12 protein-coding genes are annotated in these 11,796 nt (G+C 72.1%); 8 read left to right on the top strand and 4 right to left on the bottom strand.

The genetic code is table 11. The features are described 5' to 3' along the window. Window positions 1–87 precede the first annotated feature (87 nt). Window positions 88–891, top strand: a complete 804-nt coding sequence (locus J8M50_RS40420) for an alpha/beta fold hydrolase (RefSeq protein ID WP_010356690.1) — start codon at window positions 88–90, stop codon at window positions 889–891. On the opposite strand, the gene J8M50_RS40415 is transcribed toward J8M50_RS40420, so the two are convergent. After that, window positions 860–2,101: an amidohydrolase gene (locus J8M50_RS40415; protein ID WP_010356688.1), complete on the bottom strand. Its 1,242-nt coding sequence runs from the start codon at window positions 2,099–2,101 to the stop codon at window positions 860–862. The genes J8M50_RS40420 and J8M50_RS40415 overlap by 32 nt on opposite strands. A 24-nt stretch (window positions 2,102–2,125) precedes the next feature. Further along, entirely contained in the window at window positions 2,126–2,770 is a 645-nt protein-coding gene (locus tag J8M50_RS40410; protein WP_010356687.1) for a PASTA domain-containing protein, read from the bottom strand. A 115-nt stretch (window positions 2,771–2,885) separates the two neighbouring features. Between J8M50_RS40410 and J8M50_RS40405 the strand changes: the two genes are divergently transcribed. Next, entirely contained in the window at window positions 2,886–3,359 is a 474-nt protein-coding gene (locus J8M50_RS40405; RefSeq protein WP_010356686.1) for a hypothetical protein, read from the top strand. 65 nt (window positions 3,360–3,424) lie between these two features. Here the strand turns inward: J8M50_RS40405 and J8M50_RS40400 are convergent, their stop codons facing one another. After that, window positions 3,425–4,642, bottom strand: a complete 1,218-nt coding sequence (locus tag J8M50_RS40400; RefSeq protein WP_050987321.1) for a sensor histidine kinase — start codon at window positions 4,640–4,642, stop codon at window positions 3,425–3,427. Window positions 4,643–4,838: 196 nt separating this feature from the next. Here J8M50_RS40400 and J8M50_RS40395 point away from each other — a divergent pair, with 196 nt between their 5' ends. From J8M50_RS40395 to J8M50_RS40380, 3 genes are all read left to right on the top strand, one after another. Continuing rightward, window positions 4,839–5,210, top strand: coding sequence for a DUF4333 domain-containing protein (locus tag J8M50_RS40395; RefSeq protein WP_010356683.1), 372 nt, complete (start codon window positions 4,839–4,841; stop codon window positions 5,208–5,210). Window positions 5,211–5,251: 41 nt separating this feature from the next. Further along, complete coding sequence (locus J8M50_RS40390) at window positions 5,252–5,935, top strand: ABC transporter ATP-binding protein (RefSeq protein ID WP_010356682.1); 684 nt, start codon at window positions 5,252–5,254, stop codon at window positions 5,933–5,935. A gap of 892 nt (window positions 5,936–6,827) precedes the next feature. After that, window positions 6,828–7,544, top strand: a complete 717-nt coding sequence (locus J8M50_RS40380; protein WP_010356681.1) for a response regulator — start codon at window positions 6,828–6,830, stop codon at window positions 7,542–7,544. Here J8M50_RS40380 and J8M50_RS40375 read toward each other — a convergent pair. Then, window positions 7,541–8,413: a Cof-type HAD-IIB family hydrolase gene (locus J8M50_RS40375; RefSeq protein WP_010356680.1), complete on the bottom strand. Its 873-nt coding sequence runs from the start codon at window positions 8,411–8,413 to the stop codon at window positions 7,541–7,543. The two genes, J8M50_RS40380 and J8M50_RS40375, sit on opposite strands and share 4 nt — an antisense overlap. A gap of 305 nt (window positions 8,414–8,718) precedes the next feature. On the opposite strand from J8M50_RS40375, the gene J8M50_RS40370 reads away from it, so the two are divergent. The 3 genes from J8M50_RS40370 to J8M50_RS40360 are packed head-to-tail and all read left to right on the top strand — an operon-like array spanning window position 8,719 to window position 11,791. Next, window positions 8,719–10,122: a glutamine synthetase family protein gene (locus tag J8M50_RS40370; RefSeq protein WP_010356679.1), complete on the top strand. Its 1,404-nt coding sequence runs from the start codon at window positions 8,719–8,721 to the stop codon at window positions 10,120–10,122. Between the two features lies 1 nt (window position 10,123). Beyond that, the gene (locus J8M50_RS40365; RefSeq protein ID WP_010356677.1) at window positions 10,124–11,236 is read left to right on the top strand and encodes an amidohydrolase family protein; all 1,113 of its coding nucleotides are present in this window, start codon (window positions 10,124–10,126) and stop codon (window positions 11,234–11,236) included. 15 nt (window positions 11,237–11,251) lie between these two features. Further along, entirely contained in the window at window positions 11,252–11,791 is a 540-nt protein-coding gene (locus J8M50_RS40360; protein WP_029184246.1) for an NUDIX hydrolase family protein, read from the top strand. Window positions 11,792–11,796 lie beyond the last annotated feature (5 nt).

The following is an 11,796-nucleotide window of genomic DNA, read 5'->3' as shown; positions in this document are numbered from 1 at the left end:
GATGCTATGCCCATGCATCCGGGGTAGGGAAAGACCGTCTCACCGCGTGAACCCCATAACGGCGCTTTTCAGATCATCGGAGGCAATGTGGCCGACATCCGCTACTTGACCGGCGTACAGGGCCGCATCGCGGTGCACGAGTGGCCGACGCCCCGGCCTCGGTACGTCGCGCTGCTGGTCCACGGCTACGGGGAGCACCTCGGCCGGTACGAGGAGGTCGCGGGGGTGTTGCGGGCGCACGGTGCGGCCGTCCTGGGGCCGGATCACGCCGGGCACGGGCTGTCGGACGGGGAGCGGGTGCTGGTCGGGGACTTCGAGGACGTGGTCACGGACGCCGAGGCGGTGGTGTCGGTGGCGCGGGACACGTGGCCGGGGGTGCCGCTGGTCGTCGTGGGCCACTCCATGGGCGGCCTGATCGCCGCCCGCATCGCTCAGCGCCTCGGCGAACAGCTCGCCGCGCTGGTCCTGTCCGGGCCGGTCATCGGCAACTGGGCGCTGCCGGGCCGGCTCCTGGCGTACGACGAGATCCCGGACGTCCCGATCAGCCCCGCCGCGCTCTCGCGGGACCCGGCGGTCGGGGCGGCGTACACGGCGGACCCTCTGGTGTGGCACGGGGCGATGAAGCGGGCGACGCTGGAGGCGTTCACGACGACGCTGGGGGCGGTCGCTTCGGGCGGGGGCGTGGGGCGGGTGCCGGTGCTGTGGCTGCACGGCGAGGACGACCGGCTGGTCCCGCTCGCCGGGAGCCGCCCCGGCGTGGAGCGGCTCACCGAGGGCGGCTCGCTGACCTCGTACGTCTATCCGGGGGCCCGGCACGAGGTGTTCGCGGAGACGAACCGCGCGGAGGTGTTCGGGGACCTCACGCGGTTCCTGGACTCAGCAGTACGGTGAGTGCCGCCGAGACGAGGGTCTGCGCCCCCGGCACGAGCGCCGACAGGTCGGGGGCGAACAACGGGCTGTGGTTTCCCGGCACGTTGGCGAACTTCTCCCTCAACTCCTCGCCCTGCGCGGCCTCCCAGACGTCCGCGGGGGTGGTGGTGACGTACCAGTAGTCGTACGGGACGCCTTCGGGGGCGAGTTCGGAGAAGTCCTCGCTCCCCATGACGGGCCCGAAGTCGAACACGGTGTGCTCGCCGAAGAGTTGGCGGTGTGTCTCGGCGATACGTCCGTCGAGGGCGGCGTCGTTGACGGTCACGGGATAGCTGGAGACGACGTCCACTTCGGGCGCCTGCGGGCAGCCGGCCGCGCCGCACTCGCCGGTGACGATCCGCCGGATCGCGTCGAGCGCCTTGTCCCGGGTACGCCGGTTCTGTGTACGGAGGTTGAGGGCGAGCCGTGCCTCGGCGGGAATGACGTTGTGCGTGGCCCCTGCCTGGAACGCGCCCACGGTCAGCACGGCCGACTCGCTCGCCGCGATCTCCCGGGCGACGACGGTCTGGAGCCGGGTGACGATGTAGGAGCCGATGACGACGGGGTCGACCGTCGACTCGGGCCGCGAGCCGTGTCCGCCGACGCCGTGCACGACGACGTCGATGTCGTCCGAGGCGGACATGGTCAGGCCGGGGGTGTGCGGATAGAAGCCCACGGGACCGGGCGCGGCGTGCTGCCCCAGAACGGCATCGGGCCGGGGGAATCGCTGGTGCAACCCGTCCGCGACCATCGCCGCAGCGCCGCTCCCGGCCTCCTCCCCGGGCTGGCCGATCGCCACGACCGTGCCCGCCCACACGTCCCGCCCGCCGGCCAACGCCTCGGCGGCAGCGGCGAGCCAGGTGACGTGCAGGTCGTGACCGCAGGCATGCATCACTCCGTCGACCGTCGAGGCATACAGCAGCCCCGTCGCCTCTCGCACGGGCAGCGCGTCCATGTCGGCCCGCAGCCACACGACCGGCCCGTCGCCGTTGCGCAGCACACCGACCACGCCGGTGCCTCCGACGCCCTCCGTGACCTCGTAACCGGCGGTCTTGAGGCGTGCGGCGAGTCTGCCTGCCGTGCGGTGTTCCTCGAAGGCGAGTTCGGGGTGGCGGTGGAGGTCCTGGTAGAAGTCCTCCAGGTCAGCGGCCTTCAGGGCTGCGGTGAGGTCGAGGGTGTGGGGGGCTGACATGGGGTTTCCCTTCTTGGCCGGGCGTCAGCAAGATTCCCCGAACTTCACCGCGCCGAACTCGACGGGCTGCCCGTCGAGCTTGGCTCCCGGCTTCGGGGTCTGGGTGCACACCTTCCAGTTGGACTCCAGAAGAATCATGCGGCTCTCGCCCGAGACGTCTTTGACGGTGATGCCGGTGGAGGAGTCGAGGGCCTGGCGGGCAACCTTGACCGACTTGCCTCTGAAGTCGGGCATCGTCGATCCCGCCTGCCGCACAGCACCCTCGTCCTTGGCGGGGCAGCTCTCCTCCAGCTTGACCGCCGCGAAGTCCACCTTCGTGTCCGTCGGATGCCCACCGGCGGCCGGGGTCTGCGAGCAGACCTTCCAGTTCCGGTCGAAAGCCTGCATGCGTCCACGGCCGAGGGCGTCGTGCGACGTGAGGTGGTAGAACCCGGCGGCCTGCGCCTGGTCCTGGGCGGCCTGAAGCCCCTTGCCCTTCATCTCCGGCAACGTGCCGGCCTTCGCCGATGCGCTGCCGGTCTTGGCCGTGTCCGTCGGCGCGGGCGTGCCGGGTGCCGAGGCGGCGGGGCTGGTCTTCGCACTGCCGCTGTTGCTCGCGGCCGGGTTGCAGGCCGAGAGAGCCAGGATCCCGGTGACGGCCAGAACGGTCATGACGGTGCGCTGGTGCATGGTCCCCCCACATTTTGGCGCCGAAGGCCATGATGCGCGCCCGTGCACTGAATGTGGCGACGATTGCCGATTCGCCCTGCTCGGCGAGGAAAAACGGGCGGCTACGATCCCGCCCATGAAGACTTCCCTGGTGCGCCCGGAGTCCTTGACCGTGCTTCCCACCTGCGTATGGAGTGACGACGAGTGGGACGCGATCCGGCTCGGTCACGTCAGCCGGGAGATGGAGGGCAAGTGGAACGTGGCCTCCGAGGGGGACATCGTCCGGCTGCTGAGGAGCTGGACGGGACACGAGATCTACTGGGCCGAGTTCGGCTCGGTGGACGCGTCCGAGGGCGGCGGGTGGCGCATCGTCCGGGCCGAGGCTGAGCGGGACCCGGACCGGTACCTGAACTTCGGGGCGGAGTTCGACGCGGTGATGCTGGAACTCGTCCTGCGCACGTACGCCCTGTCCGAGCCCGCCGAGGACCTGCGCACCCGCATGGTCTCCCTCGCCGCCGCTGCCACGGGCCGTACCGACGACCGCCCCGCTCTGGTGCAGATGAGCCTCCTCGGCGTACGCACAGGCCCGCCGTCGGCCTACCGGCCGTGACCTGCCCAGGACTCGACCGTCCCTAAAGGGAGCAGACCTGCACCCTCCTCCAGCCCCGGTTCGCCTCACCGCAGCTCCCTCTCCCCCGTGCCCCCGCTCCTCGCCCGGGACTTCACCCCTGTCGGAAGTTCCGCCCGGACCTCCCAGCCCTCCCCCTGTCGCGGCCCTGCGGTCAGCTCGCCGTCGAGGGCCGTGACGCGTTCCTTGAGGCCGACGAGGCCGAAGCCGCCGCCGTGGGCCTCGGTGGGGAGGTGGGTGGTGCCGTGGCCGTTGTCCTGGACGATGACGACGAGTCGGCCGGCGTGGGGGAAGAGGGTGACGAGGATGTCGGTGGCGTCGGCGGCGTGGCGGCGGATGTTGGTGAGGGACTCCTGGACGACACGGTAGGCGGCGGCCTGGATCTCGTGGGGGAGGCCGGAGGGGAGTTCGGGGTCGCGGTGGAGGATCGCGCGCTGGCCGGGGCCGGGGAAGCGGTCGACGAGTTCGTGGATGCCGTCGAGGTCGCCGACGGGACGGCGTTCGACGGCCTCGGGTCCGACGTCCCGCAGGACGCCGACCGTGCGCCGCATCGAGGCGAGCGCCTCGGTCGCGGCGCGCTCGATGCCGGCGAGGACGCCGTCGATCTCGTACTGCGGGGCGTCGGACATCATCCGGGCGACCTGGGTCTGGACGAGGATGCCGGTCACGTGATGCGCCACGAAATCGTGGAGGTCGGCGGCGATGGCGAGCCGTTCGGCGCGCCGGGTCTCCCCCACGGCGACGACGCGGCGGTAGTCCAGCGACCGCAGATATCCGGCGACCCCGGCGACGGGCCCGACGAGCACCAAGCCGATGACCAGCGTCGCGAGCAGCTCGTCGTCACGCAGGGAGAAGGACTGGAGGTAGCGCACCGGCAGGGCGAACAGCGCGGCGCCGTCCAGGACGGCGCACCCGGCGGCCCACGGCCCCGGCACCTGCCGCACGGCGAGGAAGAGGAGACAGAGCAGGACGAGAACCTCGCCCGGCCCGAACGCCGCCGGCCGCCCGAGGCCCAGCATCACTCCCGTGTAGAGAAGGGAGAGCAGGGCGGGTACGGCGGTGCGGACCTGCTCGGTGAGCCAGGCGGGCCGCTTCTTCACGGGCCAGAGCACGGCGGCGATGCCTGCGGCGAGGACGGCACCCACCGCCCAGACCGACCCGCCCACGGATTCGGCGTACACGAGGTCCAGGACCGCGGCGGCGGGCAGGGTCCCGGCAGCCAGGCCCCGTGCACAGCCCCGGGCCCTGCCGGTGACTGATGACATGGCGATCACGGTAGCGCCGCCGGACCCCTCCCCGTATCGGCCGAACGGCCGAGGGCGAGTGGGTGAAACGGGCCGAGAACCTGGCCGGACGGCCGAGGCGGAGGGCGGGGCCGAGCGGCGAAAGTGGAGGCACGGAGCGAAACGGTCGCTTCGCTTCTCCTCTTCTTCTCCCCTGCTCATGGTTCGGAGGCATGTCATGCAGCGCGACAGGTTCGTGATCGGTCTGGTGGGCTGTGCCACCGCCGCCGTCGCCGTGGGCGCGGTGGGTACGCACCTGCTGTCGGGCACCCAGTCGACGACGGGGCTGAACGCGCGGTCGGCGGTGCGGGTGAACGGCTATCCGGCCCTGCCCAAGGACATCGCCGAGGGCCGGATCCAGAGCAGGTACCACCCGCTGCCGTGGGTCGGCGACAAGCTCAAGGGCGTGAACTGTCCGACCGGTCTGAAGGCGGTCGCCGGCGCGACGATCACGTGCAGGGGAGAGAGGAACGACGGGCGGAGCGTCGAGATACCGGTCCGCGTCGTCAAGGCGACGACGTCCTCCGTCACCTGGAAGTTCGAACGCTGAGCAGAGGCTCACTCACCACCTGACGAAAGGCCCTCCCTCTCATGACCCCCGTTCTGGCCGGTCTCGGCCTCGTGAAGAAGTACGGCTCGACCGTCGCGCTCGACGGCGTGGACGTCCAGGTACAGGAGCGTGACTCGCTCGCCATCATGGGTCCGTCCGGCTCCGGCAAGTCGACGCTGCTGCACACCCTGGCCGGCATAGTCCGCCCCGACTCGGGGACGGTCATGCTGCGCGGCGAGAGCATCGAGCGGCTCGGCGAGAACCGGCTGAGCGCGCTGCGCCGCAAGCGGTTCGGCTTCGTGTTCCAGTTCGGCCAGCTCCTGCCCGAGTTGCCGGCCGAGGAGAACGTGGCGCTGCCGCTGATGCTGGAGGGCGTGCCGCGCAAGCAGGCGGTGGAGCGGGCCCGCCGCTGGTTCGCGCCGCTCGGTCTGGAGGGGCTTGAGGCGCGCCGCCCCGGTGCCCTGTCCGGCGGTCAGGCACAGCGGGTCGCCATCGCCCGCGCCCTCGTCATAGAGCCGGACGTCGTCTTCGCCGACGAGCCGACCGGCGCGCTCGACCAGCGCACCAGCACGGAGGTCGTCACGCTCCTGACGTCCGTCACCCGAGCCCAGGGAGCCGCCCTGGTCATGGTCACCCACGACCCCGACGTCGCCGCCCACTGCGGTCGCATCCTCCAGGTCAGGGACGGCCGCATCAGCGGGCACACGCAGTACACGGTGGCCTGAGGGCACAGAAGCACGGGCCCACACGAACCCAGCCGCCCCGACACCGGCTTCCCGCCGAACGGCCACCGCCAGCACAGCACCCGCCCCCACGGACCCCGTCGGACACGCCACAGAAAACGCCCCGGAGGAACCCGAGAAAGAAGGCAAGGCCACGTGACAAAGCGCCCCCACACCGAGAACGGCCCTCCTCACCGCCCCCACAGCCTCGGCCCGCTCTGTGGCCGACACCCCCATCCCTTCCGCCCGCCCGAGGGCCAGCGCCCTCATCCCCTCGGCACGCCCAGAGGCCGACGCCCTCATCCCCTCACCCCGCGCCGGGCTCAATGCCACCGCCGCCTCACCTCACCACAAGCTCGACGGCCACGCCCCCTCGGCCCACCTCGAACCCGACACCCCCGTCCCCTCACCCCACACCGGACCCGATGCCACCGCCGCCTCGCCTCACCGCAGGCTCGACGGCCTCGTCTCCTGGGCCTGCCTCGGGCCCAGCGCCCCAGCCACCCCACCTCACCACAGGCTCGACGACCTCACCTCCTCGGCCCGAACCGGACCCAGCGCCCCGGCCACCCCTCCCCACCCCGGCCTCACAGCCCCGGACCTCTCTCCCCACCCCGAGCCCAGCCCCCTAACCACCTCTCCCCACCTCAGGCCCAGCGCCCCGACCCTCTCCCCTCACACCAAGCCCAACGCCCCGGCCCCCTCTCCCTGACCCAGACCCAGCGCCCCGACCCCCTCTCTCCATCCCGGGCCCAGCGCCCCAACCCTCTCCCCCCACCCCAGAACCAGACCCCCGGCCCCCTCTCCCCGCCCCGAACCCGCCTCCCCCACTCCCTCGAACCCCCGCCAAGGCGCACGCCCGCCCCCACCCTCCCCTTGAGGCATGATCTGTCCCATGATCGCCCCCTCCCCCGCCCCGACGCCGAACCCCGCCGCCCCGATCAGGGTGTTGATCGCCGACGACCAGGAGATGGTGCGTACGGGATTCCGGTTCTTCCTGGACGCGCAGCCGGACATGACGGTGGTCGCGGAGGCGGCGGACGGGGAGGAAGCGGTGACACTGGCCCGGCAGCTGCGGCCGGACGTGTGTCTGCTGGACATCCGGATGCCGAGGCTGGACGGCCTGGAGGCGACGCGGCTGCTGGCGGGGCCGGGCGTGGAGGATCCGCTGAGGGTCGTCGTGGTGACGACGTTCGACCTCGACGAGTACGTGTACGGGGCGCTGCGGGGTGGGGCCTGCGGGTTCCTGCTGAAGGACTCGGGGCCGACGCTGCTCGCGGAGGCGGTACGGGCGGCAGCGGCGGGCGACTCACTGGTGTCGCCGTCGGTGACGGTCCGGCTGCTGAAGCACCTGACGCAGCAGGAGGAGACCCGAGCCGCCAGATCCACTGCGCCGGCGCCCTCGCCGGCCGACCCGCTCACGGACCGGGAGCTGGAGGTCGTACGACTGGTGGCGCTGGGAAGGACGAACGCGGAGATCGCGACCGAGCTGTTCGTCTCCTTGTCCACGGTAAAGACGCATCTCTCCAGCGTGCAGGTGAAGTTGGGGACGAGGAACCGGGTGGAGATCGCCGCGTGGGCCTGGCGGCACGGGCAGGTGAACCCGGTCTAGCGGGCGGCGTCGGGACCGAGGTCGAGGACGCGGGCGATGGTGCGCAGGACGCCGTTGTCGTTGTTGGAGGGGGCGAGGTGGCGGGCCCGGCGTATCACGTCGGGGTGGGCGCCGGTCATCGCGAAGGACCACTCGGCGGCGTCGAGCATCTCCAGGTCATTGAGGTAGTCGCCGAAGACCATGGTCTGGGCCGGGGTGATGCCGAGTTCCCCCTGAAGGCGGCGGAGGGCGGCGCCCTTGTTGGCGGTGCGGTTCATGATGTCGACCCAGTGTTCGCCGGAGACGACGACCTGGTGGGCCTCGGCGAAGGCGGCGAGCGCGGGGGCGACGGTTTGCTCGGCGGAGCCGAAGGAGTAGAGGGCGACCTTGATGATGTCGTCGTCGACGGTGGTGACGTCCTCGACGATCTCGTTGCGCAGGTAGTAGCTGCGTACCTCGGCGAGGAAGGGTGCGTCGGTCTGCTCGACGTAAGCGGACCGCTTGCCGCAGACGACGACACCCACGTCGACCCCGGCCGCGGCGAGCCGCCGTACGGTGTGGACGACCTCGGCGGCGACGGCGGGATCCAGCGGGTCGGAGCTGAGTTCGCGGCCGTCGCGGACGACGTAGGTGCCGTTCTCGGCGATGAAGACCATGCCGTCGGCGAGGCCGGTGAAGTCGCGCTCCAGGGTGGCGTACTGGCGTCCGCTGGCCGGGCTGAAGAGGATGCCGCGCTCGCGGAGCAGGCCCAGCATGTCCGCGAGGCCCTGAGGCGGCCGTTTGTCGTCGTCGAGGAGCGTGCCGTCCATGTCGGTGACGATCAGCCGGATGTCGGCGGCGGGGGCGGACGGCTCGGTCGGGGCGAGATGGGGCGCGGCGGAGGAGGGCATGTCCTGCTTTCTGTACGGAGGCGGTCCGATTGTCAGACTACCGGGGCACCCAAAAGCCCCCCGCCCCGTCCCACCGGCGGGAACACCCCGGCACAGCACGACACCGGTACGGGTGAACTCCACCACCGGACGCCACCGGCACGAACCGGCACAGGCACGAGGCCCACCGGACCTGGGCACCACGAGCACCCCGCACCACAAACACCCCACGCCACAAGCCCCCCGCGCAACGACCACACCCCACCCCCACCCCCCGGACGTGAAACCCTGGCCCGAAAGCCCGACTTGCCCGAGGAGCGCCCTCTATGACCACCCTCACCGACCCGATCCCCGGCGGCAGGCCGGGGGACGTCGAGCGGGCCGTGTCCCTCGCCGAGACCCTGGCCGCCCGGAAGGTGCACGGCGTCGTCCTCGCATACGTGGACACGGCCGGCGTGCACCGCGTGAAGACGGTCCCCACGGCGAAGCTCCCCGCCGCCGCGGCCTGGGGCGTGGGCATGTCGCCGGTGTTCGACACGTTCCTCGCGAACGACCACATCGCCACGACGGACGTCCTCGGCTCCCCGGACGGCGACCTGCGCCTCTACCCGGACCTGGACCTGCTGACGGTGCTGGCCGCGCAGCCCGGCTGGGCGTGGGCGCCGGTCGACCGCATCACGCAGGACGGCGAACCGCACCCGGGCTGTTCCCGCACGGCCCTGCGCCGGATCACCGAGCGCGCGGCCCTCGACCACGGCGTGGCCTTCCGCGCGGCGATCGAGGTCGAGTGGATGCTGGGCCTGGGCACGGCGGCCCCCGGCGAGTTCGTGCCGGCGACGACGGCTCCGGCGTACGGGGCGACGCGCCAGGTGGAGCTGGGCGCGTTCCTCGCGGACCTGCTGGAGGCGTGCGCGGCGCAGGAGTTGGACGTGGACCAGGTCCATCCGGAGTACGCGGCGGGCCAGTTCGAGATCTCGGTGGGCGCGGCGGACCCGGTCGCGGCGGCCGACCGCTGCGTGCTGACCCGGCAGACGATCCGCGCGGTCGCGGGGCACCACGGTCTGCGCGTCTCGTTCGCCCCGGCGGTGGCGGCGACGGGGGTCGGCAACGGCGGCCACGTCCACCTCTCCGCATGGCGCGAGGGCCGCAACCTGCACACGGGCGGCGACCGCAGGCACGGCCTGACCCCGGAGGCGGAGTCGTTCGCAGCCGGTGTCCTCGCGCACCTGCCCGCACTGATGGCGCTCACCGCGCCCAGTCCGGCGAGCTACCTGCGGCTCAAACCGTCCCAGTGGGCGGGGGTGTTCACCGCGTGGGGCCTGGAGACGCGGGAGACGGCCGTCCGTCTGGTCCCCGGCACGAAGGGCCACCGCGCCGAGCAGGCCAACCTGGAGGTGAAGCCGGTCGACCTGGCCGCGAACCCGTACGCGGCACTGACCGGCCTGATCGCCGCCGGGCTCGACGGACTCGCGGCGCAGAGGACCCTCCCGGAGGAGACGACGGGCAACCCCGCCACGCTGACCCCGGCCGAGGCCCACGAAAAGGGAGTTCGCCGACTGCCCACCTCCCTCGCCGAGGCCATCGCCGAGTTCCGGGAGGACAAAGTCGTGCGCGCCGCCCTCGGCCCGCACCTCGCGGACGCCGTGCTCGCGGTCCGCGCGGGCGAACTCGACGCCGTCCAGGGCCTGGACGGCGAGCAGATCGCCGCCGCCTACCGCTGGGCCTACTGACATGCGGGTCCACGAGGCGCTCGCCGAACTGGAGTTGGTGGACCACCACTGCCACGGCGTGACCGCCCACGACCTGACCCGCCCCGCCTTCGAGTCCCTGCTCACCGAGGGCGGCATCACCCCCTTCGACACCCCGACGGGCATCGCGGTACGGCGCCACTGCGCGCCCGTCCTGGACCTCCCGCCGCACGCGCCGCCGGACGAATACCTGGACCGGCGCGCCGAGTTGGGCGCCGAGGAGGTCAACCGCCGTTTCCTGCACGCCTCCCGCACCGGCGCCCACCTCGTCGACACCGGCCACACCCCGCTCCCCCTCACCACCCCGGCCGAACTCGCCGACGCCGGGCGGACGACCACGTACGAGGTGGTCCGGCTGGAGACCGTCGCCGAGGAGTTGAAGGCGCGGGGAGTCGAACCGAGCGCCTACGCCGAGGAGTTCACGCGGGCCGTGCACGACGCCGTGCGCGCCCCGGGAGTCGTCGGCGTCAAGTCGGTGGCCGCCTACCGCACCGGGTTCGCTCTCGCGCCGACACGCCCGGCCGCGCAGGAGATCGAACGGGCCGCCCGGGAGTGGTTCGGGGACGCGGGTCGCCTCGACAACCCCGTACTCGTCCGGCATCTGCTGTGGACGGCCGTCGACCTGAGACTGCCGCTCCAGCTGCACACCGGGTTCGGGGACAGGGACATCCGGCTGCATCAGGTGGACCCGAGTCTGCTGACCGACTGGCTGCGTGCGGTTCCGGGGGACGTGCCGGTGCTGCTGCTGCACTGCTGGCCGTTTCAGCGGCAGGCGAGCTATCTGACCTCGGTGTTTCCTCAGGTGTACCTGGATGTGGGGCTCACGCTGCACCACGTGGGGCCGGTGCGGGCGCGGGCGGTGCTGGCGGAGGCGCTGGAGATGACACCGTTCGGCAAGCTGCTGTACAGCTCCGACGCGTACGGTCTGGCCGAGTTCTACGCGCTCGGCGCGCTGGCGTTCCGCCGGGGTCTGGGGGATCTGCTCCAGGACCGGGTGGACGCGGGCGAGCTGAGTCCGCCCGACGCGGTGCGCCTCGCGCGGTGGGCGGGTGCGGAGAACGCCCGCCGGGTCTACCGGTTGTCCGACCGGTTCTGAAAGTATGATCAAGCAATGTCTGACATGACCGAGACCACGCCCGGTTGGCTGAGCCAGGACGAGCTGGAACTGGCCCGCGCCCGGATGCCGATCCTGTACGTCGAGGCCGTGCCCGTCCGCGTGGACGAGCGGGGCGAGATCACCAGCATCGGCCTGCTCCTGCGCATCGGACCGGACGGCGACGTCAGCCGGACCCTGGTCTCGGGCCGGGTCCTGCACCACGAGCGCGTCCGCGACGCCCTGCTGCGCAACCTGGAGAAGGACCTCGGGCCGGTCGCGCTGCCCCGGCTGCCGGCCGCGCTCCAGCCGTTCACGGTGGCCGAGTACTTCCCGACGCAGGGCGTCACTCCTTACCACGATCCGCGTCAACACGCGGTGTCGCTGGCGTACATCGTTCCGGTGACCGGTGACTGCCAGCCGCGTCAAGACGCGCTGGACCTCGTGTGGTTCGAGCCGCAGGAGGCCGCGTCCCCGGCCGTGCAGAGCGAGATGCCCGGCGGGCACGGGTTCCTGCTGCGCCAGGCCCTCGCGCACGTCGGCCTCTCGGCGTCCTGACGTTC

This window comes from Streptomyces acidiscabies (assembly GCF_020010905.1).
GTDB classification, from domain to species: domain Bacteria; phylum Actinomycetota; class Actinomycetes; order Streptomycetales; family Streptomycetaceae; genus Streptomyces; species Streptomyces acidiscabies.
This window is presented reverse-complemented; position numbering and strand designations above follow the sequence as displayed.

What these genes read in the sequence shown, in the direction of transcription:
- J8M50_RS40415 (WP_010356688.1), bottom strand. Translation starts at nt 2,101, where the DNA reads ATGTCAGCCCCCCACACCCTCGACCTCACCGCAGCCCTGAAGGCCGCT.
- J8M50_RS40410 (WP_010356687.1), bottom strand. Translation starts at nt 2,770, where the DNA reads ATGCACCAGCGCACCGTCATGACCGTTCTGGCCGTCACCGGGATCCTG.
- J8M50_RS40405 (WP_010356686.1), top strand. Translation starts at nt 2,886, where the DNA reads ATGAAGACTTCCCTGGTGCGCCCGGAGTCCTTGACCGTGCTTCCCACC.
- J8M50_RS40400 (WP_050987321.1), bottom strand. Translation starts at nt 4,642, where the DNA reads ATGTCATCAGTCACCGGCAGGGCCCGGGGCTGTGCACGGGGCCTGGCT.
- J8M50_RS40395 (WP_010356683.1), top strand. Translation starts at nt 4,839, where the DNA reads ATGCAGCGCGACAGGTTCGTGATCGGTCTGGTGGGCTGTGCCACCGCC.
- J8M50_RS40390 (WP_010356682.1), top strand. Translation starts at nt 5,252, where the DNA reads ATGACCCCCGTTCTGGCCGGTCTCGGCCTCGTGAAGAAGTACGGCTCG.
- J8M50_RS40380 (WP_010356681.1), top strand. Translation starts at nt 6,828, where the DNA reads ATGATCGCCCCCTCCCCCGCCCCGACGCCGAACCCCGCCGCCCCGATC.
- J8M50_RS40375 (WP_010356680.1), bottom strand. Translation starts at nt 8,413, where the DNA reads ATGCCCTCCTCCGCCGCGCCCCATCTCGCCCCGACCGAGCCGTCCGCC.
- J8M50_RS40370 (WP_010356679.1), top strand. Translation starts at nt 8,719, where the DNA reads ATGACCACCCTCACCGACCCGATCCCCGGCGGCAGGCCGGGGGACGTC.
- J8M50_RS40365 (WP_010356677.1), top strand. Translation starts at nt 10,124, where the DNA reads ATGCGGGTCCACGAGGCGCTCGCCGAACTGGAGTTGGTGGACCACCAC.
- J8M50_RS40360 (WP_029184246.1), top strand. Translation starts at nt 11,252, where the DNA reads ATGTCTGACATGACCGAGACCACGCCCGGTTGGCTGAGCCAGGACGAG.